Genomic DNA, 20635 nt, shown 5'->3' with positions numbered 1-20635 from the left:
GCCTGGGGCCGCTCGGCGGCTGCCGGGGCTCACCGTCGGTGGGCCCCGGCAGCCGCCGGCAGCTCAGACGGTGTGCTCGTCGGCAACAGACAGCGCCTCGTCCAGCGCCGCCAGCCCCTCCTTCGCCTCGGCCTCCGAAATGGTGCACGCAGGCACGACATGGGTGCGGTTCATGTTCACGAAGGGCCACAGACCGTTCTTCTTCGCGGCGGCGGCGAACGCCGCCATGGGCGCGTTGGCCTCACCCGCCGCGTTGTACGGCACCAGCGGCTCCCGCGTCTCCCGGTCCCGTACCAGCTCCACGGCCCAGAACGCACCCAGACCGCGCACCTCCCCGACGCTCGGGTGGCGCTCGGCGAGCTCGCGCAGGCCGAGTCCGAGTACCGTCTCCCCGAGGTGCGCCGCGTGCTCCACGACGCCCTCCTCCGCCATGACGTTGATCGTCGCGACGGCGGCAGCGCAGGCCAGTGGGTGCCCGGAGTACGTGAGCCCGCCCGGGTACGGCCGGCGCGCGAAGGTCTCGGCGATGGCGCCCGAGATGGCGACGCCGCCGAGCGGCACGTATCCGGAGTTGACGCCCTTGGCGAACGTCATGAGGTCGGGCACCACACCCGAGTGCTCGGCCGCGAACCACCTGCCCGTACGGCCGAAGCCCGCCATCACCTCGTCCAGGACGAAGACGATGCCGTACCGGTCGCAGATCTCGCGCACGCCCGCGAGATAGCCCGGCGGCGGCACCATGATCCCGGCCGTGCCGGGCACCGTTTCGAGGATGATCGCGGCGATCGTCGCCGGGCCCTCGAAGGCGATCGTGTCCTCGAGGTGCTGCAGCGCGCGCTGGCATTCCTGCTCCTCGGTCTCCGCGTGGAACGGCGACCGGTAGAGGAACGGCGCCCAGAAGTGCACGACGCCCGCCGACCCGTTGTCGGACGGCCAGCGGCGCGGGTCGCCCGTGACGTTGATCGCCGTCGAGGTGGCGCCGTGGTACGAGCGGTACGCGCTGAGGACCTTGTGGCGGCCCGTGTGCAGCCGCGCCATACGGACGGCGTTCTCGACGGCCTCCGCGCCGCCGTTGGTGAAGAAGATCTTGTCCAGATCGCCGGGGGTCCGCTCGGCGATGAGGCGCGCGGCCTCCGAGCGGGCCTCGACGGCGAAGCCGGGCGCGAAGGTGACGAGCTTCCCGGCCTGCTCCTGGATGGCCGCGACGACCTTCGGGTGCTGGTACCCGATGTTCGTGAAGACGAGGCCGCTGGTGAAGTCCAGGTAGCGGTTGCCTTCGTAGTCCCAGAAATACGACCCCTCGGCACCGGCGACGGCAAGCGGGTCGATGAGGTCCTGCGCGGACCAGGAGTGGAAGACGTGCGCGCGGTCCGCGGCCTTCACGGCGGCGCCGGCCTGGGAAAGGGGCTGAGAGGTCATGCGGGCGAGCGTAGGTGTGGCCGGCAGCTACCCGGTATGGGCGTCCTGTCTGCGGTCCGCTGCTTTCCGCGACAGTGTGTCGCGTGCCCGGGCCGCCGGGAAGCATTGACAGCAAGCTGTCGTTTTGACAGCATGCTCACAGCTGGAGAACGGCATCCAGCCCCATCCCTCCCGGAGGCCACCATGACCGGCACGACCAGCCAGGGAACCGTCCGCAAGCCCGTTCATCTCGCCGTCTACGACACCTTCGCCGACTGGGAGACCGGCCACACCACGGCGTATCTCGCCCGGGCCGGCCACGAGATCCGCACCGTCGGCCCCTCCACCGAGCCGGTGACCACCATCGGCGGCCTCCGCATCCTGCCCGATCTGGCACTCGACGAAATCCGCCCCGAGGACAGCTCGTTGCTGATCCTCACCGGCGCCGACCTCTGGGACTTGGGCGACGACCTCGCACCCTTCGCCCGCAAGGCCCGCGCCTTCCTCGACGCCGACGTGCCCGTCGCCGCGATCTGCGGCGCCACGGCCGGACTCGCCCGCGAGGGACTGCTCGACGAGCGTGCCCACACCAGCGCGGTCTCCTTCTACCTCGCCGCCACCGGCTACCAGGGCGGCAAGCACTACGTCGAAGCCGACGCGGTGACCGACGGGAACCTGGTCACCGCCGGCCCCACCGAACCGGTCGCGTTCGCCCGCGAGGTGTTCAAACTGCTCGGGGTCTACGAGGGCGAGGTGCTGGACGCCTGGTACCGGCTGTTCCACGACTCGGACCCTGCGGCGTACGAGACGCTCCAAGCGGCGGAGGCCGGGAAGTGAGCGCGAATCCGACGGCCAGGCGGCACGAGGAAGAGGCCACCCGGCACCATCAGGACCTGCTCAGCAGCACCGCGCTCACCGCTTTCCGGCTCAACGGCCAACTCCTCGCAGTCGCGGATGAGTTGGCTCGCCCCGCCGGGCTGACGGCCGCCTGGTGGCAGGTGCTCGGCGCGGTGCTGCGCGAGCCGCTGCCCGTCGCCGGGATCGCCCGCGCGATGGGCATCACCCGGCAGAGCGTGCAGCGCATCGCGGATCTGCTCGTCGGCAAGGGCCTCGCCGCGTACGCCCCCAACCCCGCCCACCGCCGCGCCAAGCTCCTCGCCCCCACGGATGAGGGCCGCGCCGCCGTCGCAAGGATCGGGCCGCGCCACGCCCAGCTGGCCGACCGGCTCGCGGACGAGCTCGGCGAGGAGGCTTTCGCCGAGACCGTACGGGTGCTGGGGCGGCTCTCGGCGGCGCTCGACGCTGTTACGGAACCGTAGAAGCGGCTTGTCCGCTCTTGTCCCGGGGCCGCACTATTCTCGGTCTGGTGCAGGTACGGGGGAACGTACCCGGGGGGAGGGCGCCGTGGCGCTGGAGAAACTGGGGTCGGGGGATCCGCGGGGAATCGGGGCGTACCGGCTGCTGGCGCGGCTCGGTGCGGGCGGGATGGGGCAGGTCTATCTGGCCCGCTCCGACCGCGGGCGCACGGTCGCGGTCAAGCTGGTCCGCCAAGAGCTCGCCGAGCAGGAGGAGTTCAGGAACCGCTTCCGGCTCGAGGTGCAGGCCGCGCGGCGGGTCGGCGGGCAGTGGACGGCGCCGGTGCTCGACGCGGACACCGAGGCGGCGATTCCGTGGGTGGCCACGGGGTATGTAGCCGGGCCGTCCCTCGGGGCCGTCGTGTCGCAGGACCACGGGGCGCTGCCGGAACGTTCCGTTCGGATTCTCGCGGCCGGGCTGGCGCACGCGCTGAAGGACATTCACGCGGCGGGCCTCATCCACCGGGACCTCAAACCGTCCAACGTCCTGGTGACCATCGACGGGCCGCGCGTCATCGACTTCGGCATCGCGCGGGCGCTGGAGACCGTGACGGACGGAGGCCTGACGCGGACCGGCGCGCTGGTCGGTTCCCCCGGCTTCATGGCGCCCGAGCAGGTGCGGGGCGACCGGATCACGCCGGCGTGCGACGTGTTCTGCCTCGGCTCGGTGCTGGCCTACGCGGCGACGGGCCGGCTTCCCTTCGGTACGGCCAACAGCGGTGTGCACGCGCTGATGTTCCGTATCGCCCAGGAGGAACCGGACCTGGACCGGCTCCCCGAAAGCCTCACCGACCTGGTCCGCGACTGCCTCCGCAAGGACCCCGCCGCCCGCCCCTCGCTCGACGACATCCTGCAACGCACGGGCGCGAACGACACGGTCAGCGACGGCCGCGCCCGCGATCCGTGGCTGCCGAGCACGCTGGTCGCCCAACTGGGGCGGCATGCGGTGCGGTTGCTGGATACGGAGAATCCGGATGGTGGGGGCGTGGCGGGGGCGGGGGCCGCTGGCGGGGGCGGGGCGGGAGCGGCCGCCGCGGGTGTGAGCGCGGCGGCCACCGCGCCGGGCGCGGCGTCCACCGGCTCTGGCGGGGCCGGAGCGCCCGCCGCGGGTGCGGCCGGGACTGCCGGAGCGCCCCACGCGGGTGCGGCCGGGACACCCGCCGCGGGCGTGGCCGGAACATCCGCCGCGGGCGCGGCCGGAGCACCCCACGCGGGCGGGGCGTCCACCGCCGCGGGCGCGGCCGGAGCAACCGCCGCGGGCGCAGCCGGAGCACCCCACGCAGGCGCAGCCGGAGCACCCCACGCAGGCGCAGCCGGAGCACCCCACGCAGGCGCAGCCGGAGCACCCCACGCAGGCGCAGCCGGAGCACCCCACGCGGGCGCAGCCGGGACACCCGCCGCGGGCGTGGCCGGAACATCCGCCGCGGGCGCGGCCGCCCACGCGGGTGCGGGCGGGGCGTCCGCCGGGGGACCGGGCGGGGCGTCCACCGCCCCCACGGCCGGGGCGATCGGGCCCGCGCGGCCCGACGGGGCTCCCGGAGCGAACTCGGCGGGGGCACCGAGGTCGGGTGCCGCGGAGGCGCGAGGATACGGTTCCGCAGCGGCGCCCGGCACCGCTGCGGCGGCAGCCGCGGACGGGCGTGGCCCCTCCGCGGCGCAGGGCGCCGCGCCGACGGGAGACAAGGGCCCCGGCCCCACCCGAGAGCCGGCCTCTACGCCCGCAAGCGCGCACAGTCCCGGAGCCGCCGGACCACACGGCACCGCCGGGCCACACGGCGCCGCCGAGCCACACGGCGCCGCCGAGCCACACGGCGCCGCCGGACAACGAGGGCCCGCCCCGGCAGCGGCGCACAATGCCGGACCCGTCAGCGCACAAGGGCCAACACCCCCCGGAGCCCAAGACGGCTCCGGCCCTGCAGGCCACGCCTGTGGCCCGTCCGAGGTCGCCGGAGAGGACACCCCACCGCCGCCCGGCGAGCCCGGGCAGGCGGCCGTGGACCACCTCCCCACGGCCGTCGACCACCTCCCCACGCAGATCTCCGGCTCCGCGCCGGTCCCCGCCCCGCGGCCGGCGAGCCACCCCGGTGCGCCCGGTTACGGCTATCCACAGGGCCACGCCCAGCCCCACCCCTCGGCCTACGGTTACCCGCAGCCGGACGTGTACGGCGGCTCCACACCCCCGACCCCGCACGGGCCGGGCGCCACCTCCCCGTACGGACCGGGCGACGCCACATCCCCGTACGAACCGAGCGGCGCCACTCCCCCGTACGGACCGGGCGACGCCACATCCCCGTACGAACCGAGCGGCGCCACTCCCCCGTACCGACCGGGCGACGCCACATCCCCGTACGAGCCGGGCGGCGCCACTCCCCCGTACGGACCGGGCGACGCCACATCCCCGTACGATCCGGGCGGCCCCACTCCCCCGTACGGACCGGGCAGCACCCCGCCCCCGTACGGCCCGGTCGTCGGCGCCGCGGCGATCGGGTACGAGCCCCCGCCCAGGAGTCGTCGTTCGACCATCGCCCTGGTCGCCGCCGCGCTCGTCGTGGCGGTCGGTGCGGGTGGGTCCGTCTATGCGGTGATGAAGGGCGACAGCGAACCGCTCGCCGGGGGCGACGCCAAGCCGTCGGCTTCCTCCAGCGCCCCCGCGGAGCCGGGCTCGCAGGCGCCCGGGACGAGCGGGACGCCCGGGTCCGGGAGCCCCGGGACGTCGCAGACGTCCCCGGCCGCCTCCGCCGGCGGCGGGGTGCCGGAGAAGTACCTCGGCACCTGGACCGGCAGCATCGACAGCGACGCCGGCCACAGCACCCGCCGCCTGGTCATCCAGCAGGGCGAGGTCGGTGACACCGTGCTGTCCCTGACCGCGGACGGGCCCGCCCAGGGAGGCGGAACGTATCACTGCGTGTTCCGGGCCGAGCTCGCGTCCGCCCCGTCCGGCGACGGACCTCTCCGTATCGGCCCGTCGACGGTGACGGTCGGCGAACCGGCGTCCTCCTGCACCCCGGGCGCCGCCACCACCCTCACGGTCCTGCCGGACGGCCGCCTCCGGCGCGTGAACACGGAAACGGGCGAGCAGTTGACGTACACGAAGGCCGACTGACCACGCTCGTTGAACTCCGGACGAACATCTGACGACCATTCAGGTGAACCGTTCCACCCCCTGCCCGCGGGCCGTACGGTGACCGGACCGGAGGGCCGGTGACCGGGCAGCGAGGGGGCGGGGGAACGTCGTGGAGTGGCTCAGCGCCGAGAACGTCGTGGCCGTCTGCACCGCCGTGCTCGGCATCCTGACCTCGGCCGGCGTGCTCTGGTACGAGCGTCGCGTGCCCCGCCGCAAACGCATCGGCTACCGGGTGCAGCTCGACACCCCCATCGGCCGGGACGGCCACGGCGGGCGGGCGAACGTACGTCTCGGCTGGTTCGCCGAGGCCCCCGGCATGGAGGACGCCACGCTCGTCCTCCTGCGGATAGAGAACGACGGCTCACAGAGCATCGACGAGAGTGACTACACCCGCCGCGAAGTGCACGGTCTGGAGGCCGTCTTCAGTGACCGGACCATCCGGGGCGTCGTCGTCAGCGTGCCCCGGGCCGCCGCCTATCTGATGGGCCATTTCACGGAGACCGCGGGCCTGCGCTACCACGGCGGGACCCTCTGCATCCCCCGCGTCCCGCTGAACAGGGGCCAGCACTACAAACTGCTCGTCGTGCTCTCGGGTGGGCGCGTCGGCCGCGAGGTCAGGATCGAGGGCGGCATCAAGGAGGGCGAGATCAAGCCCAACCGGTCCACCACGCCGGACGACAAGCCGCCGCTCTTCAGCCGCGCCGCCCGCGTGATCACCGTGCTGCTCACCGTCTGCGTCGTCGTCCTGGCCGGCATCATCGTCGTACGCGACGACTCACGCCCCCCGATGGGCTGCGCCAAAGGTGAGCTGACGATCACGGGATCCACGGCCTTCGCCCCGGTCGTCGAGGAGCTCGCCGACAAGTACGAGGAGGACTGCGAGGGTTCCACCGTCACGGTGGACACCCACGGCAGCACCGCGGGAATCCGCGCCCTGGCCGAGGCGGGCGCGGACGCGCAGGGCGGCTCCCCGGCGGTCATCACGCTCTCCGACGGCCCGAAGCCGAGCGGCTATGCGCAGCTGCGCGAAAGCCGGGTCGCCGTCTCCCTCTTTGCTCTCGTCCTGAACGACGAGGTGCCCCTGAAGAACCTCGAACTCTCCGACGTACGCCGCCTCTACCGCGGCGAGATCCGCAACTGGAACGAGCTCGGCGGCCCCGACCTGCCCGTACGCCTGGTCAGCCGCGACGCCAACTCCGGCACCCGGCAGGTCTTCCAGCGCCGCGTACTCGAGGCCGGCGAGCTCGCCAACACCTCGCTCGACTGCCTCAACAAGGACACCCCGGACGCCCCGGTGGTCCGCTGCGAACTCGACAGCACCGAACAGGTGCTCAAGACCGTGGCCAAGGTCCCCGGCGCCATCGGCTACAGCGAACTCCGCGCCGCCACCAGCCTCAAGGGCCTGCACCGCCTGAACCTCGACAACAGGCAGCCGTCCCTGGACGCCCTCGAACACGGCGACCGCGACGGCTACCCGTACCGAGAGATCGAGTACGCCTACACCTACGGCCAGCCCCCCGCCGACTCCCTCGCCTCCAGCTTCCTGACCTATATGCGCCGAGGCAGCGGCCAGGACGTCATCCGCACCCACGGCCACCTGCCGTGCGCGACACCGGAGGGCCTGCGGATCTGCGGCGAGGACACCTGACGACCGGGCTGCTGATCTGCGGCGGGCGTAGCCCATGCCTGTGCCTGTGCAGCCGCAGCCCGCGGCCCGGTGCTCCCCGTGCCGCAGATGACCGAGACCTGCTCCATGGAAGCCAATGGCGTTCATTCGGACGAGCCCAGCTCCTTGAAACCGATCAGTAGAACAGGTCTCCCATCCATACCCCTCGGCCCAGCTCGTCCAGCTCGACCTTCAGACGACGGCATTCCGGGAGCGACCTGCCTAGCAGCCGCCAGTACTCAGGTCCGTGCCCGGACACGCGCACATGCGCCAACTCATGTGCGACGACGTAGTCGACAAGATGAATCGGCAATTGGAAGGTGGCCCAGTGCAGTGAGATCACTCCGGCGTCGGCTCCTGAGGAGCGATAGCTTCCCCACCGATGTCCCAAGTCACGGACCCGAACGGCTGGTTCGGGGACATCCATCCGGGCAGCCCACGGCTGGAGCCGCCCCCGCATCCAGCGCTGTCCGGCAAGGCTGTACCAGTCCGCCAGAGCCTTCCGTGCGAGCGCTGGATCGGCAGCAACCGAGCTGTCTAGACGCAGCCGTCCCGCGACAAGCCGAACAGGGGGTACCGCGGCCACGCCGACCGAAGCGGAGCCCTCGTCCGGCTCTTTGCCGACGACGAGGAGCCGGTAGTCCCGCCCCAGGTAACGGTGAATCTCGCCGTCCCGGAGGGTACGGAGGGGATGGAGTTGGCGCCGCTCGTCGCTGAGGCGGGTCTTGGCGGCGATCCAGGCCTCGCTGTCCCGCACGAAGGCCTCTACCCTCCCGACCGCGCAACCTTTGGGAGCGTGCAGGGTGAGAGACCGGTCCCGCTCGACCGTCAGCCCCAGCCGACGTCGGCGAGGGCTGATCCGCACCTTCAGTTCCCGCCCGTCGACGACCAGCGTCCCGCTCTCGGTGAGCACGGGCTCATCGGAGCGGGACTTAGGGTGAGCGGGCTGCGCAGGCATGGACCTATTCTCTCCGTGCCTCAGCCCGGAACTCCTCCAGGTGCTCCACCGCGTACCCGGCGAGTGCCGAGGCAAGTCGCTTGACCTCTTCCCGCCCCGGGCCCCCGCGCCTCAGTCCGGCCGCCTTCAGCCGATCGTAAAGCCGCGCTTCCAGCAGCGTCACATGACGCTCCCGGCCGCCGAACGACGCCAGCCGCACCTGGCTGGTGATCTCGTCGTACGTCTCGGCGACGAGATGACGCAGCCGCTCCGAAGGCGCATCGTCCAGGATCTCGCTCACTGTCAGCTTCTCGTCGATGAGCACGTACAGCCGCTGCTCCATCGGCGACAGATCAGCGACGGTGGGATGGGCCTGCTCGGCGCGCCGGGCCCTGTCGACCAGTGGCCTGAGCTCCCGGGAGATGTCCTCCCAGTTCCCGGCAAACTCCTCCAGCACCCGTTCCAGTTCGACGGAGAGCTGCCGGTACACCGGACGCTCCTCCACCGCCAGGCGTTCCTCCAGGTGGTAGCGCAGTGCCTGCACCTGCTCGGCCGCGGCCTCACGCACGGGGAGGGTGCCGACCACTTCGTCGAAGTCCGGAGCGAGGATGGAGACGGGTGGGATCCGCTGCTCGACTTCCTGTGCCTGAAGGTGGTCGGCGATCAGCGCGCGTACCTTCCGCCCGTATCCACGCATCACGAAGCCGCCGCCGGTGTCGTCGCGGTAGTGGCGACGCACACGCATCTGGAGCACGCTCCAAGCCCGTACGTCGTGCAGGTGGTCCAGCGCCTTCTCGTGCGGCAGCACCCGGTCCACGGCTCCCAGGAACTCGTTCAGCCTGGTGTCGAAAACGGCTCGTACCGTGGGGTCCGCGAGCGCGAGTACGGCGCTGCCGAGCCCGGCGCGCGTCATGAGCCCGTCCGGGTCGACGCCCGCCCCCGCGAGGAACTCCCGCACCTCGTCAGCCGTCCGCTTCATCTCAGGAATCTCGGCTGCCATGCTGCGCAGCGAGTCAAGCGCGGGCGGGTTGCCCCGGTACGCGGCCAGTGTCACGCCGAGGTTGTTCAGGACGCCGTAGTAGTCGACAACCAGCCCCTCCCTTTTACGGCGGGCGGGACGGTTGACGCGGGCGATCGCCTGGAGCAGTTCGGCGTCGCGGATGGGCCGGTCCAGATACAGCGCCTGCTCGATGGGCGCGTCGAAGCCGGTGAGCAGCATTGACTTGACGATGAGGAACGCAATGGGCTGCTCAGCCTCCTCCCCTCGGCTGTCGCCGCCGCGAGCACCACCGCCGAAGACCAGGTCGCTCCACGGGTTCATGCCGCCCACGGCTCCGGCCGGCACCGGGTCGGGCTCGGCAGCTGGCCTGGTCACCCAAGGGTTGTCGGGCGGCAGCTGCGGGAACGGCCGGAGGAAGCGCGCGATGTGCTCACCCTGCTTGTCGCTGTCCGTCCACTCGCGCCACACACCCTCTTTCTGCTCGGCCCCCGCGGAGATCACCGGTACGAAGTCGATGCGGCGTAGCAGCTCCTGGAACTGCCAGGCGCGCAGCAGGAGCGATTCCTCAGCGGTGTACGTCTCAGGGGCCTTGCCTCGCAGTGCTTCGCGCCGCCCGCTGCGGTCGAACGCCGCGACGCGACGCAGCAGATCGGCCCGGGCGTCCCGCAGGGCACTGCGGTAGGTGACCGCTGCCCGCCGGCTCACCGCGGCGACCTGGGCCTTGAATCCGCCGGTGAGCGGCCCGGTGACGTAGTGCTCCAGCATGTCGATCGCTTTTCGCCGGATCAGCGGCGCCGACTCGGCCACGGCCCGCGCGGAAGGCGCGCCGTACTTCTTCCGCACCCACTCCTGCTGGTCCTCGTCCAGCGGCTCGATGAGGTCCTCGAAGCACTCGTCCATTCGCTCCTTGTCGCGCACCTCGGCGGTGGTGGCGCGGCCTTCGTAACGGACGGGCACGACGACCCTGTCGCGTTCGGCCTCGGTCATGCGGTATGTGTCGAGGAACTCGGGGTTCCCGCCGGATTCGGTGCTCGGCTCCAGGCCGAAGATGCGCCCGGTGTCGGTGAGTCGGCCCTGCATCAGCGGGGTGCCGGTGAAGCCGATCCGGGCCGCGTTGGGCAGGGCCTTGCGCAGACAGGCGTGGAGGACGGAGGTGTGCGAGCGGTGCGCCTCGTCGACGAGCACCAGGACCCGGTCAGAGTCGCTGCACTCGGGGAATATGCGCTCGGCCCGGCTAAGCGTGCGGTCGTCCGGCGCGGGGTCGGCGACCTCCTCGGCGCTCTCGCCCGCCTCGACCCGCCGCCGGGCCTGCTCGAAGTCCTCGGCCAGCGCCCGGTCCTCGCCGTCGGCCGTGTCGTTCCCCTCCCCCGTGCCGGGCGCCAGGTCGCCGAGGAACTTCTGGATCGTCGCGAAGATCACCGCCCGCCCGCCGGAACGGCCCGCCCGGCGGAGCAGGCTCTCCAGGTCCGTACGGGAGGTGGCCTGCCGGATCTCGGAGTCACTGAGGGCCACGGCCCGCCGCAACTGCCGCTGGAGATCGGTGCGGTCGGTGACCGCGACCAGTGTGATCCCGTTCAGCTCGGGGTCCCGGCTCATGTGCAGCCGCCGGGCCAGGAATTGCATGGTGAAGCTCTTGCCCGCGCCCTGCGTGTGCCAGATGACGCCGCCTCTTTCGTCCCGCTCCCCGCCGGTGACGCGGCGACTTGGGCGGGTGCGCAGCCGGGCCATGATCTTTTCGGTGGCGCGGTACTGCTGGTGGCGGCAGACCACCTTGACCGTCTTCGGCCCGGCGGCGCGGGCACGACGACCCGTATCGTCGCCACTGTCCTCGTCGACGGGCTTCTCGAAGACGTAGTGCCTGATGATGTTGAGCAGGTTGCCAGGCCTGAGGACGATCGCGGTCAGCTTCTGCTGGAGGGTGGGAGCCTCCTCCGGACCGAGCAGCCCCCAGCCGCGCAGCTCACGGCGCAGCTCCTCCACACCGTCGTCGCCCGGCCGCGCCGGATCTCCGTAGTCCGGGCTGACGCTGCGCCACAGCGCGTAGTGCTGCTCGGCCGAGGAGTACGTACCGAGCGCGGCCTGCGTTCCGTCGGCGGCCACCAGCAACTGCGCCGGGGCGAACAGGTGCGGTATGCCGCGCGGGGCGCCCGCGCCGTGCCGGGTGTCGTCGTTCAGCGGCCGCCCCGTGTAGGCGCGCAGGTCGCTGATGGCCTTGCCGAGCGGGTCGCGTACGTCCGGTGACTTGCACTCGACGACGACCAGCGGAACGCCGTTCACGAACAGGACGAGGTCCAGCACGGACGGCCGCCCGTCAGCGTCACACACGCGCAACTGGTCGACAACGAGGTAGTCGTTGCGGGTCAGGATCTCCTCGCGGCTCCCCTCCAGCGCCTCGCGCGACCAGTCGAAGAACGGCGTCTTCACGTCCTTCTCGTCCGGTCCCGGCTGCATGACGCCGTGCAGCAGAAGCGTGGTGGCGTCACGGTTGGCCCCCGGCAGGGACTGGGCGGACACATGGCGGGCGACGGCACGCAGTTGGGAGACAGCGGGATCCGTGTGCGCGTCGCTCTGCATCCAGGCCGAGGTGCGGCGCAGGGCAGCCCGCAGGCGCCGCTCCAGCAGCACCTCCCGGTAGTCACCGCGCTCCCCCAACTCCTTCAGGCGGGCGCCCTCGATGTGCTGCCAGCCCATCGCCTTGAGGTGCTCCAATAACGGCCGCTCCGCCTCGACCTGCTCGCCGGTTTCCCTGACCACTCCGGCAGCCATGCGCCCGAGCCCTCCCCTGCGTCACGGTGAACGTGTGAGGGTCCATTGTGGTCCACGAAGGAGGGCGCGTGGGCGGTTCGCGCGCCCCTGGTCGAATGGGGGACGCTGTCGCCTCCTCGGCACTGCGCAGTGACACGCCGTCAACTCGCGCGGATCGGCTGCACTCCACTCCGAGAGAATCTCTCCATAGCGGCCTATGAAGAGAGTTGAGCGCTACGATGGAAGGGAGAGGTCAGGAATCAGAGTTCCTGCCGCTCCGTGCATAGCTGTGCGCAGACACACTCAAGGGGGCTGGAATGGACGAGAGTTACCAGGAACTCCGTGCGAAGGTCGAGGCCGACGGCGGGCTTCGCGTCGTGACCATGCGCGACTTGCGCGACGTCGAGGGGGTGAGCCGGATCGGCAGCCAGGTGCCCGGGAAGATCTCTCAGCGGCTGGGATCCCACGGGATGGGTCACGTCCCCGCGCTACTGCCCAACAACCAGAACAGCCCGGTCCGCCTCTACCTCCTCGGGACCCCGATCGCGGACGCCGTCGACGCGATCCTCGACCCGAGCCCCAAGGGTGACGAGATCCTCCGTGGCGTGGGCGACTCCGAGGCCCGGGAGGACCGGCTGCGACAGATCCGTGAGATCGTCCGCGTCTAGGACCCGTCCGGTCGATCGACGGACCACTTCAACGCTCCGTGTCCAGGGGCCGGCGGTCGCTGCCGTCGGTCCCTGGCCGTTTGCGGAACGGACCCGGTTCCGTCGAGGAGTGTGCCCCCGGAAAGGCAACAGTGAGGACCAGCGAAATGCCCCCGACCCATACACACCGACTTGCGGACCTCTGCGATATCGCCTCCGGACCCTCAGGGCAACAATTGGAAGGGCTCTCGGCGAACCTGGAGGGCGTCCCCGTCATCTCGCCCCCCGACCTGACGACCGAGCACAAGGTCGACCCGCGCAACATCAAGCGCGTCGGCTTCGGGACCGCGGCAGGTCTGGAGCGGTTCCGGTTGCGCACGGGAGACCTGGTGTATGTACGCCAGGGGACGCTCGGGCGGCGGGCTGTCGTCGGTCCATCGGAGGCGACGTGGCTCTTTGGCGCCGCATGCCTGCGGATCAGGCCCAGAGCAGATGTGATCCTGCCCGACTACCTTCTCCACTACCTCGGGCATCCACTCGTCCATGAATGGATCACCTCGCAGTCGAACCCCAGCAAGACCGTGGAGACACTCCCGTCCCAGGCACTGGTCACGGCACCGATCTTCGTCCCGCCGCTCGAACGGCAGCGGGCCATCGCTGGCGCGATGAACGACATCAGCACGCAGATTGAGGCTCACAGGCAACTGATCGCAAAGCACGAAGTGTTCCGGTTGGGGCTCCTGACAGAGCTGCTCAGCGACGCGTTCGACGAGCCGGTCACGTGATTCCGAGGTGCGACTACGCGGCGCGGCTCTCGAAGCGGAACTCTGGTGTCGCGCGAGGATCGATGAGATCACCGGAGTGCAGTGCCTCGGCCAGGCTCTCGATCAGTTCGAGGGTCGGGTCGACACCACTCTCCTCAATGCGTTCGATCTCCTCTGCGGTCAGCCCGGCCCATTCAACGAGTTCCGCGCTGCTCAGCCCCAGCGCCGAGCGCCGTTCGTAGACCCCGAGAGCGAAGTCCATACGCCCGCCCGGCTGCCCTACCGTAACTTGATCAGGTCAAGGCGGAGGGGGCCTCGACACTGTCCTGATCACTTTCATCCGTTCCAGACGATGTTGCAGATGTAGACGCACTCATGCCGGGGAACGGCGAGGAACTGGATGAAGCCACGTCCACTGAAGAGGGGAAAGTTCCTCAGCCCTCCGGGCTTGTCCTCAGGCCTGCTGCCCGCCGTCTCGGCGTCACGCCCGAGCGCGGCGAGTTCCGTGGCGATCCGTTCCACCTCGGCGATCACTCCGACGGGAAGTCCGTCGGTCAGATACTCCTCGCTCGGGTTGTAGTCCCACTTCCAGTCGGTCACAGCCCGGCCTCGGCCTCGGCATCCGCGTGGATCTTCCTGATCTCGGCGATGGCGGCCGTCGGGTCCCCCACCCCGGTACTCACCATCTCCTCCAGATGGCGCAAGCGGGCAGCCCGCGAGGGATACCTCTGGATCGCTACGAACACACCCCACGTATGGACAAACGTACGCAGCGGTGCGAACGACTGGAGCTGCTGGGCTTTGGTAGTCGCGTCGACAAGATCGCTTACGAACGTCGGCATCCGGCTCGGCGTCAGGCTTTCGACGGCGGTACGCAGGGCGCCAGGGGTGAGCGCGGGCATCGGGATGAGCGGCTCGTCGGCCTGCGGGTCTGCGGGCAGGGCGGTCACGGTGTGCTCCCGGTCGGTGGACGTTCGCTGTGTTCTCGACGGTACCCGCAGGCGTCGGCCATCCGAAGGGTACGAGTCGACTACGCCCCGTGGGGGCGACACGGTGATGTGCGTGCCGCCCCCACGCGGAGAATGCGTTCCTACGGCCAGTGGACTCCCTGGCTGCCCACGGCGGGCCTGCGGCAGTCAGGGAGCTTGGACACCGGCGTGATCACCGAGGCCGTCTCGTCGTCCAGCGCGTAGCAGAGCTGAGCGTGCAGGACCTCCGCCTCGGCGGGTGTGAGGCGCAGAGCGAGGTCTGTCTCGAACCCACCGTCCCTTGTCAACCAGAGGTCGATCGTGAGTTCGCCGTCCTCTCCTCGCCGTACGGGCTTGCTGGGCACGCGCTTGATCTGCAACTGGGGTGCGCTCATCAGGCGGCCACCCCCATGGGCGCAGCAATCTTGCGCGCGACTGGTCGGCCGATGCGGTGCCCGTGGATCACCCGGGGCCCCACATCGATCCCGTACGTCGCGAGGACCAGTGCCCTGCAGCGCATGCGCTGCTCGTGCGCGACAAAGTAGGGGCGGATGCGGGAGGCGGGGCTGGGTGTGGGTGTCGTGGTCCTCCTGCGGTACCGCAGAAGGTACGGCGGCAGTACGGGGATCTCCGCATCGACGGCGAAGGCCCAGTACCCGGGCGGTTGCCGGACCCCATGCGGCAAGGGCGCAGGGACAGGGACGAGCACGCGCAAAAGGCACGCGAGGACGAGGACGGCCGCACGCACGAGTGTTCGCGCGAGACCGGGCCGGATACGGTGGGACATGCTGACGCTCCTACGAGGCGTTGGCCATGCCCCGGGGTGGTCGCACACCGCCGGGGCGCTTTGCGTGACGGCACGCCACCCTCACTCAGCGCGCCGCTTCCACTACACACAGTACGACTCACAGAATGCGCGAGACAACATGTTGTCTCGTCTCACAAAGATTGGCATATGCCGTCACGGTCACCCAGGGGGCGCCTTACGTGAAGTCGTCGAACTCCCCAGCCTTGGCACCTTCGAGGAAGGCGCGCAGCTTCCGGCGGGTAGTGCGGACGATCACGTCAGGATCGTCACTCTCGCGGAGAAAAACGACGCCGTCGTCTTCCGCAACCTCGATGCAGGCCCCGGTATCCGCCGAGAAGGACGACTTACGCCAGCGAAGTTCCACCGGTCCCCAACCCTCAAATCTCTCTGGCCGCCTGCCGAATGAAGTCGAGCGACGCCTGCGGTTCAAGCGCCCGCTCCCTCATACGGTCAAGAACCGCACGGTAGTTCACAAGGTAGGTCTCGGCATGGAGGAAGGTGACACCGGTCGGCACATCGATCTGGACCGTGTCCAGTTGCGGCACTGGCCCGCACGCGTAGAGCGTCGAACTGCCGGCGTTCGCGAAGCCACCGGCGCTGAACGGTACGACCCGGGTAGTGATGTTGGGCCGCTCCGCCTGCTTCAGCAGGTGGTCGATCTGCCTGCGCAGAACCTTCGGATCGCCGAACCTCATACGCAACGCCGTCTCATGGATCAGGAACTCGCACGAGGGCGGCTGGGGGCGGTCGAGCAGCGCCGCACGCCTGACCCGGAACTCGATGTGCCGCTCCAGATCCGCTGGGTTCATGGCCGGCACCGCTTCGGCGAAGATACCGCGCATGTAGTCGGGGATCTGGAGGATGCCAGGCATGTGCATGATCTGAGCCGACCGCAGCCGAGCCGCGTAGTGCTCCAACTCGGCGATATCCAACAGGCCCGTGGGAAGCGACTCCCGATACTCATCCCACCAGTACGGCCCACGCTCCCTGGCCATGTCGGCCAGGGCGTCGACGTACTGTGAGTCAGGACAACGGTAGTTGGCTGCCCAGACCCTCACCCGGTCACTGCTGACCCCTGAGCGGGCCGACTCCGTGTTGCTCACCGTCGTCCGGTCCGTTCGGTGCAGCGTGGCCGCCTCGTTGATCGTCATCCCGATGTGCTCGCGCATCCTGCGTAGCTCGGCACCGAGGCGGCGCTGGCGCTCGGTAGACGGCTTTCTGACGGGCACGAAGGGCCTCCCGGTAGTACGCGCCGACGCCGTTCTTACGCGGCTGCTGAGGTGAGCTCTCCACTGAGCAACTGGGAAGCCAGGCCTTGCTTCATCGTGCGAATCTTCTCAAGGTTGTCGATCTCCGCAGCGATTTGCTGATCGCAAGTATCCAGGGTGGAAACCAGCTTGGCCTGGTCCGACAAGTCGACGGGTAGGTCGATTTCCAACTCGCGGAGTCGTGAAGGGTTCACGTTGACCTGCTGGACTGCGATCGTTGCAATCGAACGCACTCGTTGACGGATCACTGGATGCTGGAGCCATTCCACCAGGTAGCGCGGGTCGAGTCGCCTGACATCAGGATTCAAGCGAACCAAATAGGATGCGAAGGTGGCCCTTTCGAGTTCCCCTCGCCAGATCCCTGCGCGGCCTACATGCTCGATACTGTTGGTCCTGTTGAACAACACGTCACCTACTCGCAGAAGATAACGAGATTCCACCTCTTGCGGCGAGTAGCGCAACTCCTTGAGATCGGGTCGACCGTCACGGAGGTTGTTCATGCGGAGAGTAGGGATTCCGCTCGGGTCACCATTCAGGGCGACAGAGATGCCGTAGTCGGCTGACGGAACGACGTCCTTCAGCGGAACGCGTTCCCAACCTCCTGGTACGGCAGTAGCCTCGATCGCTTTCATACCACTCAGCACAACACCGAGCCGGACAGAGCGTAGCTTGGAGATCGCTACCTCCGAAGCCCGCTCCCTTTGGGCAACCGCATCCAAGGTCTCAACGATCCATCGTTGCTCTGCCATCGAAAGTAGCGGCACGCGCAAAGATCGAACAGCTTCTGCGGAGATCTTCACCATGCTTTCCGATGTTCCTTGAGCCTTACCTGACAAGGATCGGCGGACAGCAGGTGAGCGCAGTACGATCTCCATGAATTCAGGGATGCAATTTCCGGCCGTCTCTAGCCGCATCATGAGGTCGGGGTAGATGCAGATTGAACCCACATCACGGTACCTGCCGACAAGCCCGACCAACTGCCGCGTGTTGGCCCGACTCATCAAGAGGTCACCATCCCGGAGAATCGCCGGATGTGTCGCCGTGATTCCACTAGGCGCATTTTTGAGCTGCCTGGGGACGAATCCATCCGGCGTCAGGCACCCAAGACCGAGCATTTGCACTCCGGTCCAATCCGCGCTTTCAACCGGCGAATAACCATTTCGAGGCGGGCTGGCCAGGTAATACTCCAGAGGCACCAATGCGGCCTGCTCATCCGGCATAGCCCAGCTCCTTCAGGAACCCGTTCAACCGCTCGGCGGCAGCCTCGCGCCGCGCCTCGATGTCGCGCAGCGAGACCAGGTATTTGCGCTCCCAGCCCAGGTACGTGTCGATCAACTCGCGCCGTCTGCGGACGACATGGCCCTCCAGCTTCGATGCCAGGTCGTCGCGGAGGATGCCGAGGACGATGTCGCGGGCGCCCGCCTCGTCAAGTGCGTCGCGGGCCTCGTGCAGACCGGGCGTGGGGCGGTCGGGCTCGGCGGGGAGCGTCACGTCGAGGGTCGTCTGGCCGGCCGCGTCGTCGGAGGTGGCGGCGGACTCAGCGGCCTTGGACGACTTAGCGGCCTTCGACGCAGCCCCCGCGCCCAGGCCGTCCAGCGGATAAAACGCCTCCTCCAGCGCCTTCACGGCCTTGCCCGCAGATGTGCGATCCCGCTTCGCCCTCTTCAAGTCGGCCTCGGTGAGCAGCGCTTCGGCAACCGCCGGGTCAAGTACGGGTGCGCCCTCGGTGGAGTCGGAGGACTCGTCGTCCTCCGCGACCCCCAGCGCCGCAGCCGCCCGCGCTGCCTCCGCCTCCTCGGCCGCCTTCACCTTCGCGTCCAGCCGCGCCTTCTCCGCGTCAGCGTCAGCCAGATCCTTCAGGAACTTGGGCGCGATGCGGGCGACGACCTTGTGCCCGTACGCCTGTCGCCGCTCGGCAGCGGTCCGCTTTCGCGCGCCACCCGTCCATGGGTTGGGTTCCGGCTCCAGCAGGGTCTCGACCGTGTCGACCCAGCCCTCGACGACGCCCTTGAAGCCGTTCTCCGCAAGCGCCTTCAGTTCGTTCCGGGCCTCCTGCCACCACCCGGCGACCGCGCCGGCGAGCGCGTACTGGTCCAGCAGGCCGACGTTCAGCAACTGTTCGCGGAAGGAATCGATCAAGTCGGCGCGGAGCCGGGCGAGTTGTGCACGCTTCTCGGACTCCGTGCGGTCATCGCCCTCGTACGGCGCCAGCTTGGCGATCTTCTCCGTCTCCGTGGCCCACCACTTGGCGAACGTCTCCCGGAGTTCCCGTTCCCGGTCCTCCGCCAGTGCGGACAGCCGGTCGGCGTCGGGGCGCCGGTCTTCCGGCAGGAAGTCGACGTACTCGGACGAGTCACCGTCGCGCTCGGCGAACAGGTCCGTGAGCTCGACCTCGTACGCCGACAGCACCGCTGCCTTCTCCGGCGCCTCGATCTCCGCCCTCGGCACGCCACCCGTCAGGTGCGCCCGCACGTCCTGCGGCTCGGGCGGCGGGGTGTTGTCGACGTAGCGGCGGATGTTGAGGTTGTACTTGTTCTTCCGGATCTCGTCCCGCTTCACCCACCGCGCGAAGCGCGGCACGTCCGTTCCCGCCTTGGCGTGGAAGGTGGAGACGATCTTCTCCACGTGTTCGGGCAGCAGCACGTTCTGGGCCCGCTCGGAGTGGAACTCGCGGTCCGCGTTGATGAAGAGGACCTTGTCGTCCCGGCCGTCCCGCTTCCGGCCCCGCGAGCGCAGCACCAGTACGCAGGCCGGGATGCCGGTGCCGTAGAAGACGTTGGAGGGCAAGCCGATCACGGCCTCCAGCAGGTCGTCCTCGATGATCTTCGCCCGGATCTTCTCCTCGGCGCCGCCGCGGAACAGCACGCCGTGCGGCATGACGGTGAAGACGGAGCCGCCACGCCCCTTCACCATGTGCAGCATGTGCTGGAGGAACATCAGGTCGGCCTTGCCCTTCTCGGACGTCTGGCCGTACTGCATGCGGTCGTCGATGTCGTCGATGTCCGCGGCCCGGTAGTCCATGGAGAAGGGCGGGTTGCTGAGCACCACGTCGAACGAGCGGTCCAGATGGAGCGGCTGCGTCAGGGTGTCGCCGGTCTTCAGGTCGAAGTCGTGGGCGCCGTGGAACAGCATGTTCATGGTGGCCATGACCCAGGAGCCGTTGTTGGCGTCCTGCCCGGCCAGGGCCAGATCCTCGGTGTTGCCGCCGTGCTCCTCGACGTACTCCTTGGCGTGGATGAGCATGCCGCCCGATCCGACGCACGGGTCGTACACGCTGTGGCCGGGGCGGGGCCGGGCCAGTTCGACCATCATCCGCACCACCGCGCGCGGGGTATAGAACTCACCGCCCTTGGCGCCCGCCGAGTCGGCGAAGTCCTTCAGCAGGTACTCGTACGCAGCACCGATGACGTCGGGGAACTCGAAGTCGTCGCCGCGCAGCCCCAGGGTGCCGAAGTGCCCGATGAGCGCGGCCAGCCGCTTGTCCGCCAGCTTGGCGGCCGCCGCCCCGGTGCCACCGCCCCCGCCGATGCGGTTGAAGTTGATGTGGTTGAACAGTCCGCGCAGCCGCTCGTTGCCCTTCTGACCCTCCATCGCGTCGAGCGCGGGTTGGAGGTGCTTCGTGGCTACGTCGTCCACCGCGTCGGCCAGTCCTTGCCAACGCGCCTCCGGCGGGACGTACATGATCCGGCGGGCCGTGTAGTTGGCCGGCTCGTCGGCCTCCTCCTCCGCCTCCGCGCGCGAGGCTCCGGCAGCCATCTCCTTCTCGATGATCTCCTCGCGCGCGGCCTCGAACTCGTCGTTGGCGCGCTTGAGGAAGAGCAGGACCAGGAGGAAGTCGCGGTACTCGGCGGCGTCCATCGTGCCGCGCAGGATGTCCGCCGCCGCGAAGAGGTGGCGCTCCAGTTGGTCGAGCGTGAGCTTGGCCACGTACGGGCTCCCAAAGGTATGAGCAGGC

17 protein-coding genes and 1 pseudogene are annotated in these 20635 nt (G+C 69.6%); 6 read left to right on the top strand and 12 right to left on the bottom strand.

The window, feature by feature from the left end:
• Positions 1 to 63: 63 nt before the first annotated feature.
• Positions 64 to 1419 (bottom strand): aminotransferase class III-fold pyridoxal phosphate-dependent enzyme, encoded by a 1356-nt coding sequence (locus tag ACSMXV_RS22985; protein WP_473173201.1) that lies wholly within the window; start codon positions 1417 to 1419, stop codon positions 64 to 66.
• Positions 1420 to 1602: 183 nt separating this feature from the next.
• Here ACSMXV_RS22985 and ACSMXV_RS22980 point away from each other — a divergent pair, with 183 nt between their 5' ends.
• From ACSMXV_RS22980 to ACSMXV_RS22965, 4 genes and pseudogenes are all read left to right on the top strand, one after another.
• Positions 1603 to 2235 (top strand): type 1 glutamine amidotransferase family protein, encoded by a 633-nt coding sequence (locus ACSMXV_RS22980; RefSeq protein WP_473173200.1) that lies wholly within the window; start codon positions 1603 to 1605, stop codon positions 2233 to 2235.
• Positions 2232 to 2717 carry a MarR family winged helix-turn-helix transcriptional regulator gene (locus ACSMXV_RS22975; RefSeq protein ID WP_473173199.1) on the top strand — a complete coding sequence of 162 codons (486 nt, stop codon included), beginning with the start codon at positions 2232 to 2234 and terminating at the stop codon, positions 2715 to 2717. Before ACSMXV_RS22980 ends, ACSMXV_RS22975 begins: the two co-directional genes overlap by 4 nt.
• A gap of 91 nt (positions 2718 to 2808) precedes the next feature.
• Positions 2809 to 3732 (top strand): annotated as a pseudogene (locus tag ACSMXV_RS22970) (serine/threonine-protein kinase); the annotation flags it as partial.
• Positions 3733 to 5986: 2254 nt separating this feature from the next.
• A complete protein-coding gene (locus tag ACSMXV_RS22965; RefSeq protein WP_473173198.1) occupies positions 5987 to 7525 on the top strand; it encodes a substrate-binding domain-containing protein in 1539 nt (512 codons plus the stop codon).
• A 154-nt stretch (positions 7526 to 7679) separates the two neighbouring features.
• Here ACSMXV_RS22965 and ACSMXV_RS22960 read toward each other — a convergent pair whose 3' ends face one another.
• Positions 7680 to 8501, bottom strand: a complete 822-nt coding sequence (locus ACSMXV_RS22960; RefSeq protein WP_473173197.1) for a M48 family metallopeptidase — start codon at positions 8499 to 8501, stop codon at positions 7680 to 7682.
• A 4-nt stretch (positions 8502 to 8505) separates the two neighbouring features.
• Positions 8506 to 12246 (bottom strand): type I restriction endonuclease subunit R, encoded by a 3741-nt coding sequence (locus ACSMXV_RS22955; protein WP_473173196.1) that lies wholly within the window; start codon positions 12244 to 12246, stop codon positions 8506 to 8508.
• 296 nt (positions 12247 to 12542) lie between these two features.
• Here ACSMXV_RS22955 and ACSMXV_RS22950 point away from each other — a divergent pair, with 296 nt between their 5' ends.
• Both ACSMXV_RS22950 and ACSMXV_RS22945 read left to right on the top strand, forming a co-directional pair.
• The gene (locus ACSMXV_RS22950) at positions 12543 to 12893 is read left to right on the top strand and encodes a hypothetical protein (protein ID WP_473173195.1); all 351 of its coding nucleotides are present in this window, start codon (positions 12543 to 12545) and stop codon (positions 12891 to 12893) included.
• A 215-nt stretch (positions 12894 to 13108) separates the two neighbouring features.
• Positions 13109 to 13657, top strand: a complete 549-nt coding sequence (locus ACSMXV_RS22945; protein WP_473173194.1) for a restriction endonuclease subunit S domain-containing protein — start codon at positions 13109 to 13111, stop codon at positions 13655 to 13657.
• A gap of 13 nt (positions 13658 to 13670) precedes the next feature.
• Here the strand turns inward: ACSMXV_RS22945 and ACSMXV_RS22940 are convergent, their stop codons facing one another.
• From ACSMXV_RS22940 to ACSMXV_RS22900, 9 genes are all read right to left on the bottom strand, one after another.
• Complete coding sequence (locus ACSMXV_RS22940; protein WP_473173193.1) at positions 13671 to 13898, bottom strand: helix-turn-helix domain-containing protein; 228 nt, start codon at positions 13896 to 13898, stop codon at positions 13671 to 13673.
• 74 nt (positions 13899 to 13972) lie between these two features.
• The gene (locus ACSMXV_RS22935; protein WP_473173192.1) at positions 13973 to 14236 is read right to left on the bottom strand and encodes a hypothetical protein; all 264 of its coding nucleotides are present in this window, start codon (positions 14234 to 14236) and stop codon (positions 13973 to 13975) included.
• The gene (locus ACSMXV_RS22930) at positions 14233 to 14586 is read right to left on the bottom strand and encodes a DUF6247 family protein (protein ID WP_473173191.1); all 354 of its coding nucleotides are present in this window, start codon (positions 14584 to 14586) and stop codon (positions 14233 to 14235) included. The genes ACSMXV_RS22935 and ACSMXV_RS22930 overlap by 4 nt, the downstream gene beginning before the upstream one ends.
• A 140-nt stretch (positions 14587 to 14726) precedes the next feature.
• Entirely contained in the window at positions 14727 to 14999 is a 273-nt protein-coding gene (locus ACSMXV_RS22925; protein ID WP_473173190.1) for a hypothetical protein, read from the bottom strand.
• On the bottom strand, positions 14999 to 15391 hold the full coding sequence (locus ACSMXV_RS22920; protein WP_473173189.1) for a hypothetical protein: 393 nt from the start codon (positions 15389 to 15391) through the stop codon (positions 14999 to 15001). The genes ACSMXV_RS22925 and ACSMXV_RS22920 overlap by 1 nt, the downstream gene beginning before the upstream one ends.
• A gap of 196 nt (positions 15392 to 15587) precedes the next feature.
• A complete protein-coding gene (locus ACSMXV_RS22915; protein ID WP_473173188.1) occupies positions 15588 to 15776 on the bottom strand; it encodes a DUF397 domain-containing protein in 189 nt (62 codons plus the stop codon).
• A gap of 13 nt (positions 15777 to 15789) precedes the next feature.
• Positions 15790 to 16641 carry a helix-turn-helix domain-containing protein gene (locus tag ACSMXV_RS22910; protein ID WP_473173187.1) on the bottom strand — a complete coding sequence of 284 codons (852 nt, stop codon included), beginning with the start codon at positions 16639 to 16641 and terminating at the stop codon, positions 15790 to 15792.
• Positions 16642 to 16676: 35 nt separating this feature from the next.
• Positions 16677 to 17900 carry a restriction endonuclease subunit S gene (locus tag ACSMXV_RS22905; RefSeq protein WP_473173186.1) on the bottom strand — a complete coding sequence of 408 codons (1224 nt, stop codon included), beginning with the start codon at positions 17898 to 17900 and terminating at the stop codon, positions 16677 to 16679.
• Positions 17890 to 20607 carry a type I restriction-modification system subunit M gene (locus ACSMXV_RS22900; RefSeq protein WP_473173185.1) on the bottom strand — a complete coding sequence of 906 codons (2718 nt, stop codon included), beginning with the start codon at positions 20605 to 20607 and terminating at the stop codon, positions 17890 to 17892. The genes ACSMXV_RS22905 and ACSMXV_RS22900 overlap by 11 nt, the downstream gene beginning before the upstream one ends.
• Positions 20608 to 20635: the final 28 nt, after the last annotated feature.

The sequence above is a fragment of the Streptomyces sp. DSM 42067 genome, assembly GCF_055792885.1.
The sequence above is the reverse complement of the archived record's forward strand: the minus strand, read 5'-3'. Positions and strand labels throughout refer to the sequence as shown.

Coding starts and splice junctions, on each gene's coding strand:
- ACSMXV_RS22925 (WP_473173190.1), bottom strand. CDS start 14,999: ATGAGCGCACCCCAGTTGCAGATCAAGCGCGTGCCCAGCAAGCCCGTA.
- ACSMXV_RS22950 (WP_473173195.1), top strand. CDS start 12,543: ATGGACGAGAGTTACCAGGAACTCCGTGCGAAGGTCGAGGCCGACGGC.
- ACSMXV_RS22985 (WP_473173201.1), bottom strand. CDS start 1,419: ATGACCTCTCAGCCCCTTTCCCAGGCCGGCGCCGCCGTGAAGGCCGCG.
- ACSMXV_RS22905 (WP_473173186.1), bottom strand. CDS start 17,900: ATGCCGGATGAGCAGGCCGCATTGGTGCCTCTGGAGTATTACCTGGCC.
- ACSMXV_RS22940 (WP_473173193.1), bottom strand. CDS start 13,898: ATGGACTTCGCTCTCGGGGTCTACGAACGGCGCTCGGCGCTGGGGCTG.
- ACSMXV_RS22920 (WP_473173189.1), bottom strand. CDS start 15,391: ATGTCCCACCGTATCCGGCCCGGTCTCGCGCGAACACTCGTGCGTGCG.
- ACSMXV_RS22955 (WP_473173196.1), bottom strand. CDS start 12,246: ATGGCTGCCGGAGTGGTCAGGGAAACCGGCGAGCAGGTCGAGGCGGAG.
- ACSMXV_RS22960 (WP_473173197.1), bottom strand. CDS start 8,501: ATGCCTGCGCAGCCCGCTCACCCTAAGTCCCGCTCCGATGAGCCCGTG.
- ACSMXV_RS22980 (WP_473173200.1), top strand. CDS start 1,603: ATGACCGGCACGACCAGCCAGGGAACCGTCCGCAAGCCCGTTCATCTC.